Source organism: Pseudomonas sp. AK106 (assembly GCF_053903055.1).
Genome location: NZ_CP096426.1, coordinates 5,536,313 through 5,557,006, shown reverse-complemented (window position 1 = coordinate 5,557,006; position 20,694 = coordinate 5,536,313). Strand labels below are relative to the sequence as shown.

The window sequence follows — 20,694 nt, the reverse complement described above, 5'->3', positions numbered from 1 at the left end:
CCACAGCGGATCACTGTTTCCACTTGTTGTGTTCCTGACGCCACTGGCTCAGCTGGATAATTTCGGCCGTGGGCTTGGGGTCTTTGATCTCGAACGGGTAGGGCGCCAGTTCGATCTGCGCCGCATGGGCACCAAACATGGTGATCGTGCCGGGATGCCGATGTTCACCGGTGACGGTGAACTCGAAGTTATACACCCGTGCCAGGCGCTTGCGGCCCTCATTGTCGCGCTTGAAAGCGAGTTTCTTCAGCGCGACGTTGCCGTCGAGCAGTTCGAGCTCGAGTTTGGCGCAGTGCTGTTTGACGCGTTCGAGCGCCCGTTCACGCAGGCCATGGGCGTGCCACAGCCAGGCGCCGGCGGTCGCCAGCAGCATGAGGACGAAAATGTTGCCCAGGGTCAGCATGGAAAAGGAACTCCAACAGAAGACTTGCAGCTTAACTGCGTCGGGTGACAGACAGCCATAGCCCGAAAGTTTAATTTCGCTTCACTTCGTCCGGCATCGCCACTACTGTGCCTTCCCGGTCTCAGGAACCTGTCATGAAACGCACGCCCCATCTACTCGCCATCCAGTCGCACGTCGTGTTTGGTCACGCCGGCAACAGCGCAGCCGTGTTCCCTATGCAGCGTATCGGCATCAATGTCTGGCCGTTGAATACCGTTCAGTTCTCCAACCACACCCAGTATGGCCACTGGGCGGGGGAAGTCTTGGCGCCGCAGCAGATTCCGGCGCTGGTCGAGGGGATTGCCGCGATAGGCGAGTTGGGGAATTGCGACGCGGTGCTGTCGGGTTATCTGGGCAGCGCAGCGCAGGGGCGGGCGATTCTGAGCGCCGTTGCGCAGATCAAACGTGCCAACCCGCGCGCGCTGTATCTGTGTGATCCGGTGATGGGGCACCCGGAGAAGGGTTGCATCGTGCCCCAAGAGGTCAGCGATTTCCTGCTGGACGAGGCCGCTGCAGTCGCCGACTTTCTGTGCCCCAATCAGCTGGAGCTGGACAGCTTCTCCGGCCGCAAACCCGAATCGTTGCTCGACTGCGTGGCCATGGCGCGGGCGTTGCTGGCCCGAGGTCCGAAGGCGGTGGTCGTCAAACACTTGGCCTATCCGGAGAAACCTGCAGACGGCTTTGAGATGCTGCTCGTGACCGAACACGAAACCTGGCACCTGCGCCGACCGCTGCTGGCATTCCCTCGGCAGCCGGTCGGTGTGGGCGACCTGACGTCCGGGCTGTTCCTGTCCCGGATTCTGCTGGGTGACGACCTGCGCAGCGCCTTCGAATTCGCGGCCTCAGCAGTGCATGAGGTGCTGCTGGAAACCCAGGCCTGCGGCAGCTACGAGCTGGAGCTGGTGCGCGCGCAGGACCGAATCGCTCACCCGCGCGTCAAGTTCGAAGCCGTCCGGTTGTAGAGCGAATCCCGGCGCTGGCTTAAACGGGCTCATCCTTGATTTCACGATAACGCTTCTCCAGTTCCTGACGGATCTGGCGGCGTTGTTGTGCCTGCACGTAACGGCGCTTGTCTTCGCTGTTGGTCGGCGTCAGCGGTGGTACGCCGGCAGGTTTGCGCTGGTCGTCCACCGCCACCATGGTGAAGAAGCAACTGTTGGTGTGACGAACCGAGCGTTCGCGGATGTTTTCGGTCACCACCTTGATGCCCACTTCCATCGACGTATTGCCGGTGTAGTTGACCGATGCCAGGAACGTGACCAGCTCGCCGACGTGAATCGGCTCACGGAAAATCACCTGATCCACCGACAGCGTCACGACATAGCGTCCCGCATAACGGCTCGCGCACGCGTAAGCCACTTCATCGAGGTACTTCAGCAGCGTCCCGCCGTGCACGTTGCCGGAGAAGTTGGCCATGTCCGGGGTCATCAATACAGTCATCGACAGCTGGGCGTTTCCGGGTTCCATAGCGTGCTCACGGTCTAAAAGGGTCAGAAGGCACCTTGCTCAGGTGCTCGAATTGCAGATTGGCTACAAAACCATCGATACCGGGACGCCAACGGCCGCTCCGCCGTCACGCCCTGCACCCATCTGTTTCCATATATTGCACTGGCTTCTCGCGCTTTTGTGCGGTGTTAACCTGCGGAAGCCCTTGGATGGGGTAAATCCTGCGTCTCAGTCAGAATAATCGGACCTCGTTGGCGAGTTTTCGTACAGCAGTCGTCTCTCTTTCAGGCAGATACGCATATTTCACCGATTGCCAGCAGGAGCAGCGCCCATGCATGCCATCAGTTTCATTCAAGACCTGGCTGTGATCATGCTCGTCGCTGGCGTCGTAACGGTGGTGTTTCATCGGCTCAAGCAACCCGTCGTACTCGGCTACATTGTCGCCGGCTTTATCATCGGCCCGCACACCCCGCCTTTTGGCCTCATCCACGACGAAGACACCATCAAGACCCTCGCCGAACTCGGCGTAATCTTTCTGATGTTTTGTCTTGGCCTGGAATTCAGCCTGCGCAAACTGTTCAAGGTGGGCGCGACGGCGTTTATCGCCGCGTTTCTCGAAATCATGCTGATGATCTGGATCGGTTACGAAATCGGCCAGTTCTTCGCCTGGAATACCATGGATTCTCTGTTCCTCGGTGCCATTCTGGCGATCTCGTCCACCACCATCATCGTCAAAGCGCTCAACGACCTGAAAATGAAGAACCGGCGCTTCGCCCAGCTGATCTTCGGCGTGCTCATCGTCGAAGACATCCTCGGCATTGGCATCATCGCGCTGTTATCAGGCATCGCCGTGAGCGGCACGGTCAGTTCCGGCGAGGTGTTTTCAACGGTCGGCAAACTGTCGCTGTTCATGATCGTCGCGCTGGTCATCGGCATTCTGGTTGTGCCGCGATTGCTGGCTTATGTGGCGAAGTTCGACAGCAACGAGATGCTGCTGATCACGGTGCTGGGCATGTGCTTCGGGTTTTGCCTGCTGGTGGTCAAACTCGAATACAGCATGGTACTGGGGGCGTTTCTCATCGGCGCGATCATGGCTGAATCCAGGCAACTGGCGAAGATCGAGCACCTGGTCGAGCCCATCCGTGACATGTTCAGCGCGATCTTTTTCGTCGCAATCGGCTTGATGATCGATCCGAAAATCCTGCTCGATTACGCCTGGCCCATCGCCGTGATCACCGTTGCCGTGGTGCTGGGCAAGATGATTTCCTGCGGGCTGGGTGCTTTTATCGCGGGCAATGATGGCAAGACCTCGCTGCGGGTGGGCATGGGGCTGTCACAGATTGGCGAATTTTCCTTCATCATCGCAGCGCTGGGGATGACGCTGCAGGTTACCAGCGATTTTCTCTACCCGGTCGCCGTGGCGGTGTCTGCCATAACGACGCTCTTGACGCCTTACCTCATCCGGGCAGCAGACCCGTTGTCCCACACACTGGGCGCTATTGTTCCTGCACGCATGGCGCGGGTGTTTGGCCTATACGGAGAGTGGTTGCGCAGCATTCAGCCGCAGGGGCAAGGCGCCGTGCTGGCAGCGATGATCCGCAAGATCCTGCTGCAAGTCGGGATCAATCTGGCTTTGGTGATCGCCATCTTCTTCACCGGCGCATTCTTCGCGAAGCGTATTGGCGTCTATTTCAGCGATTGGGTCAGCGATGTCGGGCAGCAAAAAGCCTGGATCTGGGGTGGGTGCTTGCTGCTTTCCCTGCCGTTCCTGATCGCGGCTTATCGCAAGCTCAAGGCGCTGTCCATGCTGCTGGCAGAGATGAGCGTGAAGCCGGAGATGGCGGGCAGGCACACCGCGCGTGTCCGTCGGGTGATCGCCGAAGTGATCCCGCTGCTGTCATTGATGGTGATTTTTCTGCTCATCGCATTGCTGTCATCCAGCATGCTGCCGACGCGCGAATGGCTGATGCTGATTGTGGTCGTGGCGGCCGTGGTGGCTGCCGTGTTGTGGCGCTGGTTCATCCGGGTGCATACGCGCATGCAGATCGCGTTGCTTGAAACCTTGGGCAATCACCCTGAGTCATGAGCGCTGAATCAGCCTTGAGGTTCGTGCCTCAAGGCTGACTGAGGAGGGCGGCTGTGCTTCTCAGCTTTCCAGCCAGACGTCGCGCGCCCAGTGCCAGACGGATTCCCAGCTTTCTTCGGTGACCAGTTCTTCTTCGCCAGACCACAGCACCACAGTGCCGTCTTCTTCAACGCAGTAGTAATCCTCGCCGTCCTGACAGATCGGGATCAGCTCGCGCGGCACGCCGATGTCCCACGCGGTCGCCGCCACTTCCGGCAGGTACGTGTGCGAGCCCGGGTCAGTGACGGTGACGGGCTCAAGGCTGCCGTAGACCACGTCGCTGACGGTCAGCAAGAACTCTTTGAAGACGAAGGGGATATTGATGAACAGTTGCTCCTCAACCTCGACCAGTTGATCTTCATCAGGCAGCTCAAGCGGGACAGGGACCGGTTCATTGGCTTCACGGAGTTGTTCAATGACTTCTTCCACGACGTGGATCCTCTAACGATTTGCGCGGGTTATACAGTAGCTCAAAGGCATCGCCAAATTAACTTGGCTTCTCTAAAAACAGAACCCCGGAACAAGTCCGGGGTTCATTTGAAGCAGCTCAGCGGTATTAGCCGTTCTGGCGGATACCTGCCACCAGCCAAGGCTGGTTGTCACCCTGAGCGCGTTCCATGTTCCAGCTTTCGCTGAAGACCTCGCCCTGGTCGAAGCGCGACGTTTTCGACACACCATTGAACGTCAGCGTGGCAATCGTCTTGTCGGCACGATCGTCCAGACCGTCAAGTTGCACGTTGAGGTTGTCGATGAACGTGGACTGGAAACCGTCGCCCAGATCGGCGCGTTCCTTCTTCAGGAACTGCAGCATCTGCGGGGTCACGAACTCGGAGATTTTGTCCATCTCGTTCGCGTCCCAGTGCTGTTGCAGCGACTGGAAGTGGCTGCGCGCAGCCTCGATGAAGCGTTCTTCGTTGAACCAGGCCGGTGCGTTGATCACCGGACGGGCTGCCGCTGCTGGAGCGGAACCGCCGAAGATCGAATTCTGGGCCGGTTGTGGCTGTTCGAAGGTTTCACGCTGGTAAGGAGCACCGGCGGGAGCCATCTGTGGCTGCTGTTTGCGTCGACGCGCCGCGATGAAGCGGAAGATCACGAAGGCGATGATCGCCATGATCAGAATGTCGAAGAACTGCATGCCCTGGAAGCCACCGCCCATGAACATGGAGGCCAGAAGACCACCGGCGGCGAGACCGGCCAATGGGCCCAGCCATTTGGAAGCACCGCCCGCAGCAGGCGCAGGACGGCCGGCGGCATTAGGTGCTGCGGCAGGAGTAGAAGGAGCTGTTTGACGCGCCTGGTGACTTGGCGCCGAGCCCATGCTCTTGCCACCACCGAAACGCGCAGCGTTGACATCGAGGCTCATGGTGAGCCCGATAATCATTGCCAGAGCGATGCTAAGAAAACGTTGCATAAGGGAATTCCCGTTTGTGGATTGCACGCGCGCCATGTTGCACAGGACACATGGGGATGACCAGCGGCCATATGTTTCCGGCTTTTGCGTGGATCCTCACCTGCCTGTCCCACTTGGGTTGTAGGCAGGTGAAGAAAGTTCTGTAGGAAAGATGGGGGGTGGATGTGGGAATGCAAGTGGGGCATCAACGCATCGGCAGTTGCCGATCACACCGGCTCGAGCTTCGCGTACCCCAGCATCAGCCACTTGCTGCCTTCCGAGAAATTCACCTGGACCCGTGCCTGAGCGCCTGAACCCTCGAAGTTGAGGATCACGCCTTCACCAAACACCGCGTGCTGCACGTGCTGACCCAGGGAGAACTGGCTCTGCGGAATGGCTTCGCCATCGAACAAGCGGCTCGGGGCCATGGTTTTGGAACCGCCGAACGGCCGGGTCACGCTGTTGGACAACCGCACTTCCTGAATCAGATTGGCCGGCACCTCCCGGACGAAGCGCGAGACCTTGTTGTAGGTTTCGCTTCCGTACAAGCGTCGGGTTTCTGCGTAGGTCATCACCAGATGCTGCATGGCGCGGGTGATGCCCACGTAAGCCAGGCGACGCTCTTCTTCCAGACGCCCCGGCTCTTCCAGGCTCATCTTGTGTGGAAACAGGCCTTCTTCCATTCCCACCAGGAACACGTACGGAAACTCCAGACCTTTGGCGCTGTGCAGCGTCATCAGCTGAATGCTGTCTTCGTGCTCGTCCGCCTGCGTATCGCCGGCCTCCAGCGAGGCATGGCCGAGGAAGGCAGCCAGTGGCGTCAGGTCTTCCTCTTCGTCGCTGTTCTCGAAGGCGCGCGCGGCGCTGACCAGTTCCTCAAGGTTTTCCACCCGGGCCTGGCCTTTCTCGCCTTTCTCTTCCTTGTGGTACGTGATCAGGCCGGACTGCTCGATCACCGTTTGGGTCATCAGATGCAGCGGCATGTCCGCAGCCTTGGCGGCGAGGTTTTCGATCAGTTCGATGAACGCGCCCAGCGCGCCCGCTGCACGACCGGTCAAGCCTTTGTTGGCGACCAGCAGGCGCATGGCTTCCCACATGGAAACGTCGGCATGGCGCGCATGCTCGCGAATCGCTTCGACGGTTTTCTCGCCAATACCGCGGGGCGGGACGTTGATGACCCGCTCCAGCGCCGAATCATTACCACGCCCGTCCAGCAGACGCATATACGCCATGGCGTTCTTGATTTCGGCGCGCTCGAAGAATCGCTGGCCGCCGTAGATACGGTACGGGATGCGCTCGCGCAGCAAGGCCTCTTCGAGGACCCGCGACTGGGCGTTGGAGCGATACAGAATGGCGATATCGCTGCGCGCCAGACCGGTCTTGATTGCGCTTTCGATGGTCTCGACCACGTAGCGCGCTTCGTCGTGTTCGTTGAACGCGGCATAGAGATTGATCAGCTCGCCATCACCGACGTCCGTCCACAGCTCTTTGCCCAGACGCCCTGTGTTGTTGACGATCAAGCCGTTGGCGGCCTTGAGGATGCTCGCGGTGGAGCGGTAGTTCTGCTCCAGGCGAATGGTCTCGGTGTCGGGGAAATCTTCGGAATACTGATGAATATTCTCGATCTTCGCCCCGCGCCAGCCATAGATGGACTGGTCGTCGTCGCCGACCACCATCAGGCTGTCGCCACCCTGGGCGAGCAGGCGCAACCAGGCGTATTGAACGGCGTTGGTGTCCTGGAATTCGTCCACCAGCACGTGACGGAAACGGCGCTGATAGTGCGCAAGCAGGCTCGGGTTATCGCGCCACAGGTCCAGCGCGCGAAGCAGCAGCTCGGAGAAGTCGATAACGCCGGCGCGCTGACAGGCCGCTTCATAGGCCTCGTAGACCGACTTCATGGTCGTCAGAAAGAGATCGCCCGAGGCTTGAATATGTTTGGGACGCAGCCCTTCGTCCTTCTGTCCGTTGATGAACCACTGCGCCTGCCGTGCCGGCCAGCGCTGCTCATCCAGATTCAGCTCGCGCATGACGCGCTTGACCAGTCGTTGCTGGTCATCGCTGTCGAGGATCTGGAAGCTCTGGTTCAGACCCGCTTCCTGCCAGTGCGCCCGCAGCAGACGGTGCGCCAGGCCGTGGAAGGTGCCCACCCACATGCCGGCCGGGTTGATACCCATCAGTTGCTCGATGCGATGGCGCATCTCGGCAGCGGCCTTGTTGGTGAACGTCACCGACAGGATCGAGTGCGGCGAGGCGTTCTCGACCTGGATCAACCAGGCGATACGGTGCACCAGCACACGGGTTTTGCCGGAACCAGCGCCGGCCAGGACCAACTGACGACCCACGGAGGCAGCTACGGCCTGGCGTTGGGCATCGTTGAGGGAGTTAAGCAGAAGGGAGAGGTCATCGCGCATCGGGGCATTCTAGGGTGCCGTGAGGGCATGGGCAAACCCTAACGCTGGCCGGTCGTGATGTTGTCGGTCGCATTTTGCCGTCTGTAGATTTTAATTGATGACTGTTTGGTCTCGACGGTCCCTTGTGTATCCTCCGCGAACGTTCAAGGCCACCAATTATAAGAAACGCCATGACCTTAAGCTCCGAAGCCCCGGCCGACTCCGTGGCGACACGCCGTGTCATCTGCAAGCAGTTCGCGACCCAGCTTGCCGCCGAGCGCACCCGCCTTCTCTATCAGGGATCGCTCCTGCCGACCCTGTTCATGTTCATCAATGGTTTGCTCTGCGCATGGCTGCTCTGGAGCCCCGAGCGTTACGTGCTGGTTGGCGTCTGGCTGGGATGGCTTTCAGCGCTGGTCAGTCTGCGCGTGCTGCAGGTCGCAGCGTTCAGGTCGGCATCAATGGATCGTCGTTCACAGCCAATCTGGAATCGCATGTTTCTGGCCGGCGCCTGTGTCAGCGGTTTCACGTTGTCCAGCGCCGCGCTGGTGCTGATGCCCGCGCAAAGCCTGTCGCAACAGGCCTGGGTGTTCGGCCTGATCGGCGCCGCGACGCTGTCTGCCAGTGTGGCCTATGCGGTGAGCATTCCGGCATTCCTCACCTTCACGCTGCCGTGCCTGCTGCCGCCCATCTTCTATCTGTTCTGGACCGGCGACCCACAATGCCATGGCTGGGGCTGGCTCGGCCTGATTCTGCTACTGGCGCTGATCGTGGTGGCCGCGCAGGTCAACCGTTTGATCGAGCGGGGCCTGATCCGGCGGTTTCAGAACGTGGCGCTCATCGAGCACCTTCAACAGGCCCAAGCCAAAAGTGACGAGCTGAATCGCGAGCTGACGCGCCAGTACGAAGAGCGTACGCGCTATCTGACCCATTACGATGAGCTGACCGGCCTGGCCAATCGGGCGTTGTTCAACGAGCGGCTGCGCGAGGCCAATCAGCGTGCGCGTCATGGCGGGCGAACGCTGGCCCTGCTGCACATCAACCTTGATCGCTTCAAATTGCTCAATGACAGCTTGGGTCACGACATCGCTGACCAGTTGCTGCGCCTCGTCGCGCGCCGGCTGAACGCCCACGTAGCGGACGCCGATACCGTCGCGCGTTTGTCGGCGGACGAGTTTGCCGTGCTATTCGACAGCCACGGCAACCTGACCACAATGGCGCGGATCACGACGCGTCTGCTGGCCAAGCTGCGCTCGCCGATATCGGTGTCCGGCCATGAGCTGGTGGTCAGTGCCTCTATCGGCATCGCGTTGCTGCCGGGTTCCGCTCGAGACATCGCCGCGCTGGTCAGCCAGGCGAATATGGCCATGCAACACGCCAAACACCTGGGTGGCGACAATTTTCAGTTCTACACTGAAAGCCTTGAGGCGGGCACGCCCGGTCGTTTGCAGCTGGAAATCCAACTGCGTCGCGCGATCGCAGAAGGGCAGCTGGAAGTGTTTTATCAGCCGAAACTGGAGCTGGAAAGCGGGCGCCTGAACTCGGCAGAAGCACTGGTGCGCTGGCGTCATCCCGAGCGCGGTCTGATTTCGCCCGGCGAGTTCATCGGACTGGCGGAGGAGACCGGTCTGATCGCCAACATCGGGGAGTTCGTGCTGCGCAAAGCCTGCCATCAGGCATGCGAATGGCAGCGGGAGGGGCTCGCGCCGATCAGGGTGTCAGTCAATCTCTCGGTGCATCAGATGCGCCAGGGCAAGCTGGTCAGCCTCGTGCGGCAAGTGCTGGAAGAAACCGGGCTCAAGCCGGAATACCTGGAGCTTGAGCTCACCGAGAGTCAGTTGCTGGAGAGCGTCGAGCACATCATCACCACGTTCCAGCAACTGCGCGCACTCGGCGTGAAATTGGCCATCGACGATTTCGGCACCGGCTATTCATCGTTGAGCTATCTGAAGCGATTTCCAGTGCATTGCGTGAAGATCGACCAGGCCTTCATCCGCGGCTTGAACGAAGGGGCGGAAGACGCGGCGATTACACGGGCAATCATTGCGATGGCCCACAGTCTTGACCTCAGGGTTGTGGCCGAGGGCGTGGAAGATTGCGAGCAACTAGAGTTTCTCAGGGCTCATGGTTGCGACGAGGTTCAAGGCTACTTGATCAGTCGCCCGGTGGAGGCCAGCGTCATGGGCGGCATCCTGCGCAGTTGTCTGGCTGAAGCCTGGAGTCCTGTACGAAAAGCCCTACACTACAAAGCGACCTAACCCTCATCACCGATCGGTTGACCACGGGAAGATCGTTTAACTGTGCGGTTTGCAGGTCATGTAGTATAACTACAAGAAAGCTACAGCCCGGCCCATCCTTCACTTGAGTCCTGTCCTTTGAATCTGTTGCAGCACATCGCCCAGTCACGCCATCTCTTGCGCAAGTCGGAGCTGAAAGTAGCCGATCACGTGCTGCTCGATCCGGCGGCCGTGATGCACAGCTCCATGGCCGACCTGGCGCATGCGGTCGGGATCAGTGAGCCAACCATCGTGCGTTTCTGCCGCGCCATTGGCTGCACCGGGTTTCAGGATCTGAAACTCAAGCTGGCGCAAAGCCTCGCCGCCGGCGCGAGCTTTGGGCAGTTCGCTATCCACGAAGACGATTCCGTCGCCGATTACAGCCTTAAGATTTTCGACACAACGCTGCACACGCTGATAGAAGTGCGCGAAAAGCTCGACCCCCATGCCTTGCAGGCAGCGGTGACGGTCATGGCGGCCGCGCATCGGGTCGAGTTCTACGGTTTCGGCGCCTCGGGTGCGGTCGCGGCTGACGCCCAGCACAAATTCTTCCGTCTGTTACTGACGGCAGCGTCCTACTCCGATCCGCACATGCAGGCGATGTCGGCTGTGACGCTCAAGCCCACTGACGTCGCGGTGTGTATCTCGCAGTCCGGCCGCTCCAAGGATCTGCTGATCACGGCCAACCTGGTGCGCGAAAGCGGCGCCAACCTGATCACCCTGTGCCCGAGTCAGACGCCATTGGCGGAGCTGTCCACGGTCAATCTCGCCATTGACGTGCACGAAGACACCGAAATCTACACGCCGTTGACCTCACGTATCGCGCACTTGGTGGTCATCGATGTCCTGGCGATGGGCGTCGCGATGGCGCGCGGTCCGAGCCTGGTCAATCACTTGAAGAGCGTGAAGCGCAGCTTGCGCAGCCTGCGGTTGTCGCCGAAGTCGATCAAATCGTCCGAAGATTGAGCTGAACCGGCGCAATGCTGAAACCTTCACCAAGCTGTAACGCTTCCGACGTCTGATCGTCACCGCATCCCGCCACTCTGTACTCCCGCACACGAATGGGAGACAGGATATGCCTCGGCACTACGATGACTCGCAGCAGCACAGCACCTCCAGCACCAAGACCCGCCGTCAGCAGGAAGACCAGCGCCGCATGGCGTTCCGGCGTGCGATCGAAAGCCATTCCGAAGAGCGTCGCCTGAACCAGGAACTCTCGAGCTACCTGGACAGCGCCAGCGCCCATTTCTGGCAGAGCGCTAGCGCTTCGGAAGGTGTCCATCAAAGCGCGCGACCAGCTCGCTGATCTGCGTACGCTCTGTCCGAATGAATGACAGGAACGCGTGAGCCACCGGCGACAGACGTTTGTCCCGTGCCTGTACGACGCACCAGCTTCGGTACAGCGGCAATTCGGCCACTGGCAGCTCAATCAGCGTGCCAGTGGCAAGTTCCAGGCTCAGTGCATGGCGCGTCAGCAGTGCGACGCCGAGCCCCGCCACCACGCATTCACGCTGCGCTTCCGCCGAGGACACCTCCAGCGTGTGCTCGAAGTGAACGCGTTTCTCCTTGAAATACTCCTCGCAGGCCTTGCGCGTCCCCGAGCCCTGTTCGCGTACCACCAGCGTTGCCGCCTCCAGGTCCTTCAGCGTCGGATTGGCGAGCAAGGTCAACGGATGATCCGGCGGCGCGACGGCCACAATCGGGTTATTCAGAAAGGGCAAGAACTCCAGCCCCATGTCCTGGGGGACCATCGACATCACCACCAGATCATCGCGGTTATCCGAGAGTCGCCGAATCACCTGCGCCCGATTGACGACCGTGAGGTTGAGCATCACCTCCGGATATTTGCGCTTGAAGGCTGCGAACAGGTGGGGGACGAAATACTTGGCACTGGATTCGATCGCCAGTTTGAGCTGCCCCTGCAGCGAGCCCTGCATGTCGGACAGCTGCATGTCGAGGTTCTCCAGCCGACCGAAAATGTCGCGACTGGCGAGCTGCAGCGCCTCCGCGGCCTCCGTGAGATAGAGCTTTTTACCCACGTATTCGAACAGCGGCTGGCCGACCAACTCTTCCAACTGACGCATCTGCAGGCTCACCGCCGGCTGGGTCAGCGACATTTCCTCAGCCGCTCGACTGTAAGAACGCAAATCACAGACCTCGTTGAAAATACGCAGTTGACGCAATGTCATGCGCATCAGTGACTTACGCATCCTTCTGCCCTTAATCGGCTAACTGATACTGGCAACTATAAGGTTTTACTTATGGTTCACCCAATATTTACTCATTTTTGTTAATTGCTGATTCGTCATAGGGTGGCTTCACCTGCGAGCAACATGCAGTTACGGAATGTCGCGCGGTATTGGCCAGTCATCTGGTCCGTCTGCTAATCGGTCGAGGAGATACCAGTGATAAGAAAAATCCTGATCGCCAACCGTGGGGAAATTGCTGTCCGAATCGTGCGCGCCTGCGCCGAAATGGGCATCCGCTCGGTGGCGATCTATTCCGATGCGGACCGTCACGCGCTGCACGTCAAGCGTGCCGACGAAGCCTACGGCATCGGCTCGGAGCCCCTCGAAGGCTATCTGAACCCTCGCAAGCTGGTGAATCTCGCCGTTGAAACCGGCTGCGACGCATTGCACCCCGGTTACGGGTTTCTGTCGGAAAACGCAGAGCTGGCGGATATCTGCGCCGAACGGGGTATCAAGTTCATCGGCCCGTCCGCTGAAGTGATCCGCCGCATGGGCGACAAAACCGAGGCCCGCCGCAGCATGATCAAGGCCGGCGTACCGGTGACGCCCGGCACGGAGGGCAATGTGGCCGACATCGCCGAAGCACTGGTCGAAGGCGATCGCATCGGTTACCCCGTCATGCTCAAGGCCACTTCCGGCGGCGGCGGTCGCGGCATTCGTCGCTGCAACAGCCGGGAAGAACTGGAGCAGGCGTTCCCCCGGGTCATTTCCGAGGCCACCAAGGCGTTCGGCAAGGCTGAAGTTTTTCTCGAAAAGTGCATCGTCAATCCCAAGCACATCGAAGCGCAGATCCTCGGCGACAGCTTCGGCAATGTCGTGCACCTGTTCGAGCGTGATTGCTCGATCCAGCGCCGCAACCAGAAGCTCATCGAAATCGCCCCAAGCCCGCAACTGACGCCGGAACAGCGCGCCTACATCGGCGACCTGTCCGTGCGGGCCGCCAAGGCTGTGGGCTACGAGAACGCCGGCACCGTGGAGTTCTTGCTGGCCGAGGGCGAGGTGTACTTCATGGAAATGAACACCCGCGTACAGGTCGAGCACACGATCACCGAGGAAATCACCGGGATCGACATCGTGCGGGAGCAGATCCGCATTGCGTCGGGGCTGCCACTGTCGGTCAAGCAGGAAGACATCATCCATCGCGGTTTCGCGTTGCAGTTCCGCATCAACGCGGAAGACCCGAAGAACAACTTTCTGCCGAGCTTCGGCAAGATCACCCGTTATTACGCGCCCGGCGGCCCCGGCGTGCGCACCGACACGGCGATCTACACCGGCTACACCATTCCGCCGTATTACGACTCCATGTGCCTGAAGCTGATCGTCTGGGCGCTGACCTGGGAAGAGGCTATGGACCGCGGCTTGCGCGCGCTGGACGACATGCGTCTGCAAGGGGTGAAGACAACGGCCGCGTACTACCAGGAAATCCTGCGCAATCCGGAATTCCGCAGCGGCCAGTTCAACACCAGCTTCGTTGAGAGCCATCCCGAGCTGACCCATTACTCGATCAAGCGCAAACCCGAAGAGCTGGCCCTGGCCATCGCCGCCGCCATCGCTGCCCATGCGGGCTTATAAAAAAGCCAGCTGCAAGCGCTAAGCCGCAAGCTGCAAGTTGAAGCCGATCCGCTGTGACTTGCCGCTTGTAGCTTGCCGCTTGAAGCTAAAAGGAGATCCGAACATGTCCAAGAAAATCTTCGTCACCGATACTATTCTGCGCGACGCCCACCAGTCTCTGTTGGCGACCCGCATGCGCACCGAGGACATGCTGCCGATCTGCGACAAGCTCGATAAAGTCGGCTACTGGTCGCTGGAAGTGTGGGGCGGTGCGACCTTCGACGCCTGCGTGCGCTTTCTGAAGGAAGACCCGTGGGAGCGCCTTCGCCAACTGCGCGCGGCGCTGCCCAACACCCGTCTGCAAATGCTGCTTCGCGGTCAGAACCTGCTGGGCTATCGACACTACAGCGATGACGTGGTCAAGGCATTCGTCGCCAAGGCAGCGGACAACGGTATCGACGTGTTCCGGATCTTCGATGCCATGAACGACGTGCGCAATCTGCGCGTCGCGGTCGAAGCGGTGAAGGCTGCCGGGAAGCATGCTCAAGGCACCATTGCGTACACCACCAGCCCGGTGCACACCATTGGCGCGTTTGTGGCGCAAGCCAAAGAAATGGAAGCGATGGGCTGTGATTCCGTCGCGATCAAGGATATGGCCGGTCTGCTGACCCCCTATGCCACGGGCGAGCTGGTCAAGGCGCTGAAGGCCGAGCAATCGCTGCCGGTGTTCATTCACTCCCACGACACCGCGGGCCTGGCCGCGATGTGCCAGCTCAAGGCCATCGAAAACGGTGCCGACCATATCGACACCGCGATCTCCAGCTTCGCCTGGGGCACCAGCCACCCGGGTACCGAATCGATGGTCGCGGCCTTGAAAGGCAGCGAATTCGACACCGGCCTGGACCTGGAGCTGCTGCAGGAAATCGGCCTGTATTTCTACGCGGTGCGTAAGAAGTATCACCAGTTTGAGAGCGAATTCACGGCGGTCGATACCCGTGTGCAGGTCAATCAGGTCCCGGGCGGCATGATCTCCAACCTCGCCAACCAGCTCAAAGAGCAGGGCGCGTTGAACCGCATGGGCGAAGTGCTGGCCGAGATTCCGCGGGTGCGCAAAGACTTGGGCTATCCGCCGTTGGTGACCCCCACTTCACAGATCGTCGGCACCCAGGCTTTTTTCAACGTGCTGGCCGGTGAGCGCTACAAAACCATCACCAACGAAGTGAAGCTTTACCTGACTGGCGGCTACGGCAAGGCGCCAGGGCAAGTGGACGAGACCCTGCGCCGTCAAGCCATCGGCAGTGAAGAGCTGATCGATGTGCGCCCGGCCGACCTGCTGAAGCCTGAAATGACCAAGCTGCGCGGCGAAATCGGCGCGTTGGCCACCACCGAAGAGGACGTGCTGACCTATGCCATGTTCCCGGACATCGGCCGCAAGTTTCTCGAAGAACGTGCGGCGGGCACGCTGGCGCCAGAGCCTTTGCTGCCGATTCCAGAGCCGGGCGCAGTCGCTAAAGCAGGCGGCGAGGGCGTTCCGACCGAATTCGTGATCGATGTTCACGGCGAAAGCTACCGCGTCGATATCACTGGCGTGGGCGTCAAGGCCGAGGGCAAGCGCCACTTCTATCTGTCCATCGACGGCATGCCGGAAGAAGTGGTGTTCGAGCCGCTCAATGAGTTCGTTGGCAGCGGCATCGGCAAGCGTGCGCAAGCCAGCAAGCCGGGCCATGTCAGCACTTCCATGCCGGGCAATATCGTCGATGTGCTGGTGAAGGAGGGCGATGACGTTCGCGCCGGTCAGGCGGTGCTGATCACCGAAGCGATGAAGATGGAGACCGAAGTTCAGGCGGCAGTGGCCGGCAAGGTCGCAGCCATACATGTCGCGAAAGGCGATCGCGTCAACCCGGGCGAGATTTTGATCGAAATCGAGGACTGACACAGACGCTGCAAGATTGACGGCCTGCCGCGCACAGACGCGGCAGGCTGAACGATTACCTCTGGGGGAGCTCTCGTGGCTCCTCTTTTTTTGCCTGAAGCTGGGCGCTTTAGGCTGTTTCGTTTCAACGCGCTCACTTGCCGCGCAGTTGCTCCAGCGTCCTGATTTGCTGGCCGTCCTTAAAGTTATCCACAGCCAGCCATGCTTCGAACGCCTCCCGTAGTGCCGGCCACTCGGTGTCGATGATCGAGTACCAGGCGGTGTCCCGGTTTTGCCCCTTGAACACCGCGTGTTGGCGGAATGTGCCTTCGAAGCTGAACCCGAAGCGTTCGGCCGCGCGCTTGGAGCGGGCATTGTTGGCGTTGCATTTCCATTCCAGGCGGCGATTGCCCAGCGAGAAAGATTCCTTCGCCAGGAGATAAACCGCCTCTGTTGCCTTGGGCGTGCGTTGCATCGACGCGCCGAAGGTCACATGGCCAATTTCGATGCGGCCCGCGCTCGGGAAGATGGACATCAAGCCCAGAAAGCCGTCGATGGCGCCGGTCTGTTGATCAATGACGGTGTAGAACCACGGATCGGTCGAGCCTTCCAGGCCTGCGAGATAGTCATCGAATGCGCCGCGCTCTGGAAACGGGCCGACAAACAGGTAATCCCACAATTTTCGGTCAGCGGCCGGGCCTTCCAGTGCCTCCCACAGACCATCGCCATGCTGGGCGGCGTTGAGTTTTTCCAGACGGATGAAGCGTCCTTGCAGTGTGCGCGTGTCCGGCAGCCTGGCCGGTTGCCACTGAGTGAGATCCGACATATCGAGAGTTCCTGGTCTTACAGCGGTTTGCGAAATTGAATAAGGCCCGGGCGCTCAGCGATGCGCTCGTAGAGCTGAATGGCGGTTGCGTTGGTCTCGTGGGTGAGCCAATGGACTTTGTCGGCGCCGTCCCGTTTGGCGGTCGCGTAAACGTACTCGATCAGTTGGCGGCCAACGCCCGTGCCGCGCTGTTCCGGCACCACCAGCAAATCCTGCAGGTAGCAGGCATTGCCGATGCTCCAGTTGGATCGGTGATAAATGAAATGCACCATGCCCACCGCCTTGCCGTCCTGCCAGGCGAGGGCGGCGTTGGTGGGCTCGCTGCTGTCCAGAAACCGTTGCCAAGTGCTCTGTGTGACCGCGTCAGCCAGTGTGGTTTTGTAGAAGCTCAGATAGGCATGCCATAACGGCAACCAGGCTTCTTGGTCTTCGGCGGTGACGGGACGGATGTGGAGGTCAGACACGCGGTGCTCCCTGGTTCATCAATTGAGCGATTTTCTGATCGGATGGGTCCTGGCTGAGTGCCAGGCCTTTGCTTACCCCCGCGATGTCTGCGGCGCTGCGGTTCTGGTTAAGCTTGCGCTTGCCTTCCAGCCGCTCGACGGGGATCGCGAAGCCGACGATGCCGTTGAGCATCTTCTCGATGTAATCGGCGGGTGCGTCGCTGACCGCCCAGGGCTCGGCGCGGCTGGCTTCGTGCTTGTCGGTCAGGCCGGTGACTATCCGCAACAGTCGCGCGGGATCAGTGAACACGTCAGCACGGCCATAGGCATGCACCGCCAGATAATTCCAGGTGGGCACCACTTTGCCGTGCTCGGCCTTGGCGGCATAAAAAGAAGGGCTGATGTAGGCGTCTGCGCCCTGGAAAATCAGCAGTGCTTGCGCGCCGGTCTCCAGGGCTTTCCACTGCGGATTGGCCTTGGCCAGATGCCCATAAAGCGTGCCGTGTGGACCCTGAGTGGGTTCAAGCAACAAGGGGATATGGCTCGCTTGCACACCGGTCTCGTCAAAAGTGACCAGTGTCGCCAGGCGCGTGGCATCTATCTGCCGGTGCAGGCTGGCGAGGTCCTCGTCTTTGAAATAGCTGGGCGTATACATGAGATTTTCCTTGGCGGCTGAACCAATCCTAGGCAGCCTAATGGTTCGTTGTAAGAGCCATTTATGGTCAATCTCATAGGGCCAATCCCATGCATGTACCCACGCCGGCGCTGACCTTCGATTTCGCCGGCATCGCGCTGAACCGCCGCCATGGCCTCAGCCGCCAGCTCTATCAGACGCTGCGCGAGCGCATCCTCGACGGTCGCGTACCGGGAGGCACGCGCTTGCCGGCGAGCCGGGATCTGGCCTTGTCCCTCGGCATTTCTCGCAACAGCGTCATGCGTGCCTATGACCAGCTCTACGCGGAAGGCTTTACCGAAAGCCGTGTTGGCGATGGCACGTACGTCGCCTTGTTGAGGGAGCAACCGTCCGCTGCGAAAAAACTATCCACACAGCTGTCCACAGGGTTATCACCAAGCTTATCAACAGGTTTATCCACAAAATGGCCGACAGTAGCGGCCGAATTGTCAAACAATCTTATCCACAGCAAGGCGATGAACACGCTGGAACAGCATCATTTACGACCCCCGAAAAGCGGCCTGCCGAAGGCGTTTCGAACAGGGGTTCCGGCATTCGATCTGTTCCCTTTTGACACGTGGGGCAAGCTGCACGCGGCTTTCTGGCGTAAGCCGGGCTTGCAACATCTGGGCTATGGCGACCCGGCCGGCGAATGGCGTTTGCGGGAGCTGATCGCGGCTTATTTGAGGACGTCCCGCGATCTCCGCTGCGCACCTGAGCAAATTGTGATCACCAATGGCGCGCAGCAGGCGATAACCCTTTGTGCACAGCTGCTGCTGGAGCCGGGCGACGTGGTGGCCATCGAAAATCCGGGGTACCGCGCGGCCGGTCATGCCTTCGGAGTGGCTGGCGCAACGTTGCAGGGCATGGCGGTTGACGCCGAGGGCATGCGCAGTCCGGGGCGCGATGACTCAGGCTGCAAGTTGGCGTACGTGACGCCCTCTCATCAATACCCGATGGGCGTGACCATGAGTCTGGCGCGGCGGCTGGAACTGCTCGCGTGGGCCGAGCGCAATCAGGGCTGGATCGTCGAAGACGACTACGACGGCGAGTACCGCTACAGCGGTGCCCCGCTGGCGCCGTTGGCAGCGCTGGATCGTAGCGGTCGCGTGCTGTATGTCGGGACCTTCGGCAAGGTCGCGTTTCCGGCCCTGCGTCTGGGTTATCTGGTGTTGCCGCGCAACCTGGTAGAGCCGTTCAGCCGGCGACGGGCCGTGGACATGCGTCATTCCGAGGTCGGCACGCAAATGGTCATGGCCGAGTTCATCGCGGCGGGTCACTTTCAGCGGCACATCCGTCGCATGCGCCGGGCTGCCTTGAGTCGACGTGACGCATTACTGGCCGACTGGCCCCATGAACTTGCGGGTTGCAGCCCGATGATCAAGCCGGTTGCAGGGCTGCATGTCACGGTCGCGGTGGGCACGTTAGAGCGTGAGACGGAACTGGTGACCAAAGCGGAAAGTGTCGGGGTCGAGGTCGCGCCGTTGAGTGAGTACTGGCTGCCGGAGTCAGAGACGCCGATGGATGATCGGGCCGGGCTGGTATTGGGATTTGCGGCGGTGCCTGAGGCCGACATCGCCTCGGCGCTGGCGCGGTTGCGAAGCGTCTGGCGGGTTTGAGGGGGCTGAAGCCGGTGGCGGCGTCGGCGCGTCATCCCGCAGACACCGGCGTATACTCGCGCCCATCGCAATCCTTCTCCGAGATACGCCCATGAGTCTTCTTCTCTCTGCGGCGCCGCAGCGCAAGCTTGGCGCGCCGCTGATCGCCTTCCTCTTGTTGGTGGTCGGCGCTCTTTTCCTGCAATCGGCCGTTGGCGGCAGGCAAGTGCTATTACTGATCGTTGGCGCCGCGCTGGGCCTGACGCTCTATCACGCTGCGTTCGGCTTCACCTCGGCCTGGCGGGTATTTATCAACGAGCGACGCGGTGCCGGTTTACGCGCGCAAATGGTGATGCTGGCCGTCGCGGTGGTGCTGTTTTTCCCCGCGCTGGGTGCCGGTACGCTGTTCGGCACGCCGGTCACCGGCCTCGTGGCCCCGGCCGGTGTGTCCGTAGTCTTCGGCGCCTTCATCTTCGGCATCGGCATGCAAATGGGCGGCGGCTGTGCGTCTGGCACGCTGTTCACCGTCGGCGGCGGCAATGCGAGGATGCTCGTGACCCTGCTGTTCTTCATCATTGGCTCGCTGATTGCCACCCATCACGTCGATTGGTGGTTCTCGCTGCCGTCGTTTCCTGCCACCTCCATCGTCAAAAGCTTCGGTGTCATGCCCGCGCTGCTCATGAGCCTGGCCCTGTTCGCGGTCATCGCCCTTGTGACCGTCACGCTGGAAAAGCGTCGGCATGGGGAGCTGGAAGCGGCCGTCACCAGTGAGCACGTTGGCTTGCGCCGTTTCCTCCGTGGCCCCTGGCCGCTGGTGTGGGGCGCGGTAGGGTTGGCGCTGCTCAATTACGCCACGCTGGCATTGGCAGGTCGTCCCTGGGGAATCACCTCGGCTTTCGCGCTGTGGGGCGCAAAGGTCGCCGGTGGTTTGGGCGTGGATGTGGGCAGCTGGCCGTTTTGGCAGATGCCAGCAAACGCCAAGGCGTTGGCCGCGCCGGTGTGGGAGGACATCACCACCGTCATGGACATCGGCATCATGCTGGGTGCAGCAGTGGCGGCGGGTCTTGCAGGACGATTCGCCCCGAGTCTGAAAATCCCGACACGCTCGTTGATCGCGGCAGTGATTGGCGGACTGTTGCTGGGCTACGGCTCGCGCCTGGCGTACGGCTGCAACATCGGCGCGTACTTCAGCGGCATCGCCTCAGGCAGCCTGCACGGCTGGCTTTGGCTGGTCGCTGCCTTCGCAGGCAACGCAGTGGGCGTGAGGATTCGGCCGTTCTTCTTTGCGGGTGAGCGTCGGCCCGCTGTATTGACCGGATGCTGATCGAGTGATCTAAATGAAGGAGGGCGCTTGCCCGCGATTGCGGGCAAGC

19 protein-coding genes are annotated in these 20,694 nt (G+C 60.6%); 9 read left to right on the top strand and 10 right to left on the bottom strand.

From position 1 onward, the window contains the following. Positions 1-10: 10 nt before the first annotated feature. Positions 11-403: a DUF3301 domain-containing protein gene (locus M1E04_RS24430; RefSeq protein ID WP_192130617.1), complete on the bottom strand. Its 393-nt coding sequence runs from the start codon at positions 401-403 to the stop codon at positions 11-13. Between the two features lie 134 nt (positions 404-537). On the opposite strand from M1E04_RS24430, the gene pdxY reads away from it, so the two are divergent. Next, entirely contained in the window at positions 538-1,404 is an 867-nt protein-coding gene (gene pdxY / locus M1E04_RS24425) for a pyridoxal kinase PdxY (RefSeq protein ID WP_296305898.1), read from the top strand. A gap of 19 nt (positions 1,405-1,423) precedes the next feature. Here pdxY and M1E04_RS24420 read toward each other — a convergent pair whose 3' ends face one another. Continuing rightward, complete coding sequence (locus M1E04_RS24420) at positions 1,424-1,909, bottom strand: acyl-CoA thioesterase (RefSeq protein WP_065988133.1); 486 nt, start codon at positions 1,907-1,909, stop codon at positions 1,424-1,426. 310 nt (positions 1,910-2,219) lie between these two features. Between M1E04_RS24420 and M1E04_RS24415 the strand changes: the two genes are divergently transcribed. Continuing rightward, complete coding sequence (locus tag M1E04_RS24415; RefSeq protein ID WP_192130619.1) at positions 2,220-3,974, top strand: cation:proton antiporter; 1,755 nt, start codon at positions 2,220-2,222, stop codon at positions 3,972-3,974. Between the two features lie 60 nt (positions 3,975-4,034). Here M1E04_RS24415 and M1E04_RS24410 read toward each other — a convergent pair whose 3' ends face one another. From M1E04_RS24410 to uvrD, 3 genes are all read right to left on the bottom strand, one after another. After that, the gene (locus tag M1E04_RS24410; protein WP_065988140.1) at positions 4,035-4,442 is read right to left on the bottom strand and encodes an SMI1/KNR4 family protein; all 408 of its coding nucleotides are present in this window, start codon (positions 4,440-4,442) and stop codon (positions 4,035-4,037) included. A gap of 127 nt (positions 4,443-4,569) precedes the next feature. Beyond that, on the bottom strand, positions 4,570-5,424 hold the full coding sequence (locus tag M1E04_RS24405) for a Tim44 domain-containing protein (RefSeq protein ID WP_192130620.1): 855 nt from the start codon (positions 5,422-5,424) through the stop codon (positions 4,570-4,572). Positions 5,425-5,630: 206 nt separating this feature from the next. Then, positions 5,631-7,814: a DNA helicase II gene (gene uvrD / locus M1E04_RS24400; protein WP_065988144.1), complete on the bottom strand. Its 2,184-nt coding sequence runs from the start codon at positions 7,812-7,814 to the stop codon at positions 5,631-5,633. A gap of 440 nt (positions 7,815-8,254) precedes the next feature. On the opposite strand from uvrD, the gene M1E04_RS24395 reads away from it, so the two are divergent. Both M1E04_RS24395 and hexR read left to right on the top strand, forming a co-directional pair. Further along, complete coding sequence (locus tag M1E04_RS24395) at positions 8,255-10,051, top strand: putative bifunctional diguanylate cyclase/phosphodiesterase (protein ID WP_410928360.1); 1,797 nt, start codon at positions 8,255-8,257, stop codon at positions 10,049-10,051. 117 nt (positions 10,052-10,168) lie between these two features. Further along, positions 10,169-11,035, top strand: a complete 867-nt coding sequence (gene hexR, locus M1E04_RS24390) for a transcriptional regulator HexR (protein WP_065988147.1) — start codon at positions 10,169-10,171, stop codon at positions 11,033-11,035. On the opposite strand, the gene M1E04_RS24385 is transcribed toward hexR, so the two are convergent. Then, positions 11,016-11,255 carry a hypothetical protein gene (locus M1E04_RS24385; RefSeq protein ID WP_296305884.1) on the bottom strand — a complete coding sequence of 80 codons (240 nt, stop codon included), beginning with the start codon at positions 11,253-11,255 and terminating at the stop codon, positions 11,016-11,018. The two genes, hexR and M1E04_RS24385, sit on opposite strands and share 20 nt — an antisense overlap. Between M1E04_RS24385 and M1E04_RS24380 the strand changes: the two genes are divergently transcribed. After that, positions 11,145-11,375, top strand: coding sequence for a PA3496 family putative envelope integrity protein (locus M1E04_RS24380; RefSeq protein WP_192130622.1), 231 nt, complete (start codon positions 11,145-11,147; stop codon positions 11,373-11,375). The genes M1E04_RS24385 and M1E04_RS24380 overlap by 111 nt on opposite strands. Here M1E04_RS24380 and M1E04_RS24375 read toward each other — a convergent pair. Continuing rightward, the gene (locus tag M1E04_RS24375) at positions 11,329-12,279 is read right to left on the bottom strand and encodes a LysR family transcriptional regulator (protein ID WP_192130623.1); all 951 of its coding nucleotides are present in this window, start codon (positions 12,277-12,279) and stop codon (positions 11,329-11,331) included. The two genes, M1E04_RS24380 and M1E04_RS24375, sit on opposite strands and share 47 nt — an antisense overlap. A gap of 195 nt (positions 12,280-12,474) precedes the next feature. Here M1E04_RS24375 and M1E04_RS24370 point away from each other — a divergent pair, with 195 nt between their 5' ends. Together M1E04_RS24370 and oadA are read left to right on the top strand one after the other, a co-directional pair. Then, the gene (locus tag M1E04_RS24370; protein ID WP_192130624.1) at positions 12,475-13,890 is read left to right on the top strand and encodes an acetyl-CoA carboxylase biotin carboxylase subunit; all 1,416 of its coding nucleotides are present in this window, start codon (positions 12,475-12,477) and stop codon (positions 13,888-13,890) included. Positions 13,891-13,993: 103 nt separating this feature from the next. Then, a complete protein-coding gene (oadA, locus tag M1E04_RS24365; RefSeq protein ID WP_456292169.1) occupies positions 13,994-15,802 on the top strand; it encodes a sodium-extruding oxaloacetate decarboxylase subunit alpha in 1,809 nt (602 codons plus the stop codon). Positions 15,803-15,935: 133 nt separating this feature from the next. On the opposite strand, the gene M1E04_RS24360 is transcribed toward oadA, so the two are convergent. From M1E04_RS24360 to M1E04_RS24350, 3 genes are read right to left on the bottom strand one after another with little or no spacing between them, the layout of a single operon-like run. Further along, positions 15,936-16,607, bottom strand: coding sequence for a GNAT family N-acetyltransferase (locus tag M1E04_RS24360; protein ID WP_456292168.1), 672 nt, complete (start codon positions 16,605-16,607; stop codon positions 15,936-15,938). Between the two features lie 17 nt (positions 16,608-16,624). After that, entirely contained in the window at positions 16,625-17,071 is a 447-nt protein-coding gene (locus M1E04_RS24355; protein WP_410935095.1) for a GNAT family N-acetyltransferase, read from the bottom strand. Next, positions 17,064-17,705 (bottom strand): FMN-binding negative transcriptional regulator, encoded by a 642-nt coding sequence (locus tag M1E04_RS24350; RefSeq protein WP_456292167.1) that lies wholly within the window; start codon positions 17,703-17,705, stop codon positions 17,064-17,066. The genes M1E04_RS24355 and M1E04_RS24350 overlap by 8 nt, the downstream gene beginning before the upstream one ends. 89 nt (positions 17,706-17,794) lie before the next feature. Between M1E04_RS24350 and pdxR the strand changes: the two genes are divergently transcribed. Both pdxR and M1E04_RS24340 read left to right on the top strand, forming a co-directional pair. Continuing rightward, entirely contained in the window at positions 17,795-19,342 is a 1,548-nt protein-coding gene (pdxR, locus tag M1E04_RS24345; protein WP_456292166.1) for a MocR-like pyridoxine biosynthesis transcription factor PdxR, read from the top strand. A gap of 91 nt (positions 19,343-19,433) precedes the next feature. Then, complete coding sequence (locus tag M1E04_RS24340; RefSeq protein ID WP_456292165.1) at positions 19,434-20,645, top strand: YeeE/YedE family protein; 1,212 nt, start codon at positions 19,434-19,436, stop codon at positions 20,643-20,645. Positions 20,646-20,694: the final 49 nt, after the last annotated feature.

Excerpts from the sequence above, each read along its gene's own strand:
- M1E04_RS24430 (WP_192130617.1), bottom strand. The coding sequence starts at position 403 with ATGCTGACCCTGGGCAACATTTTCGTCCTCATGCTGCTGGCGACCGCC.
- M1E04_RS24375 (WP_192130623.1), bottom strand. The coding sequence starts at position 12,279 with ATGCGTAAGTCACTGATGCGCATGACATTGCGTCAACTGCGTATTTTC.
- M1E04_RS24405 (WP_192130620.1), bottom strand. The coding sequence starts at position 5,424 with ATGCAACGTTTTCTTAGCATCGCTCTGGCAATGATTATCGGGCTCACC.
- oadA (WP_456292169.1), top strand. The coding sequence starts at position 13,994 with ATGTCCAAGAAAATCTTCGTCACCGATACTATTCTGCGCGACGCCCAC.
- M1E04_RS24385 (WP_296305884.1), bottom strand. The coding sequence starts at position 11,255 with ATGGCTTTCGATCGCACGCCGGAACGCCATGCGGCGCTGGTCTTCCTG.
- M1E04_RS24350 (WP_456292167.1), bottom strand. The coding sequence starts at position 17,705 with ATGTATACGCCCAGCTATTTCAAAGACGAGGACCTCGCCAGCCTGCAC.
- M1E04_RS24360 (WP_456292168.1), bottom strand. The coding sequence starts at position 16,607 with ATGTCGGATCTCACTCAGTGGCAACCGGCCAGGCTGCCGGACACGCGC.
- M1E04_RS24415 (WP_192130619.1), top strand. The coding sequence starts at position 2,220 with ATGCATGCCATCAGTTTCATTCAAGACCTGGCTGTGATCATGCTCGTC.
- M1E04_RS24420 (WP_065988133.1), bottom strand. The coding sequence starts at position 1,909 with ATGGAACCCGGAAACGCCCAGCTGTCGATGACTGTATTGATGACCCCG.
- M1E04_RS24395 (WP_410928360.1), top strand. The coding sequence starts at position 8,255 with ATGGATCGTCGTTCACAGCCAATCTGGAATCGCATGTTTCTGGCCGGC.
- pdxR (WP_456292166.1), top strand. The coding sequence starts at position 17,795 with ATGCATGTACCCACGCCGGCGCTGACCTTCGATTTCGCCGGCATCGCG.
- pdxY (WP_296305898.1), top strand. The coding sequence starts at position 538 with ATGAAACGCACGCCCCATCTACTCGCCATCCAGTCGCACGTCGTGTTT.
- M1E04_RS24340 (WP_456292165.1), top strand. The coding sequence starts at position 19,434 with ATGAGTCTTCTTCTCTCTGCGGCGCCGCAGCGCAAGCTTGGCGCGCCG.
- uvrD (WP_065988144.1), bottom strand. The coding sequence starts at position 7,814 with ATGCGCGATGACCTCTCCCTTCTGCTTAACTCCCTCAACGATGCCCAA.
- M1E04_RS24380 (WP_192130622.1), top strand. The coding sequence starts at position 11,145 with ATGCCTCGGCACTACGATGACTCGCAGCAGCACAGCACCTCCAGCACC.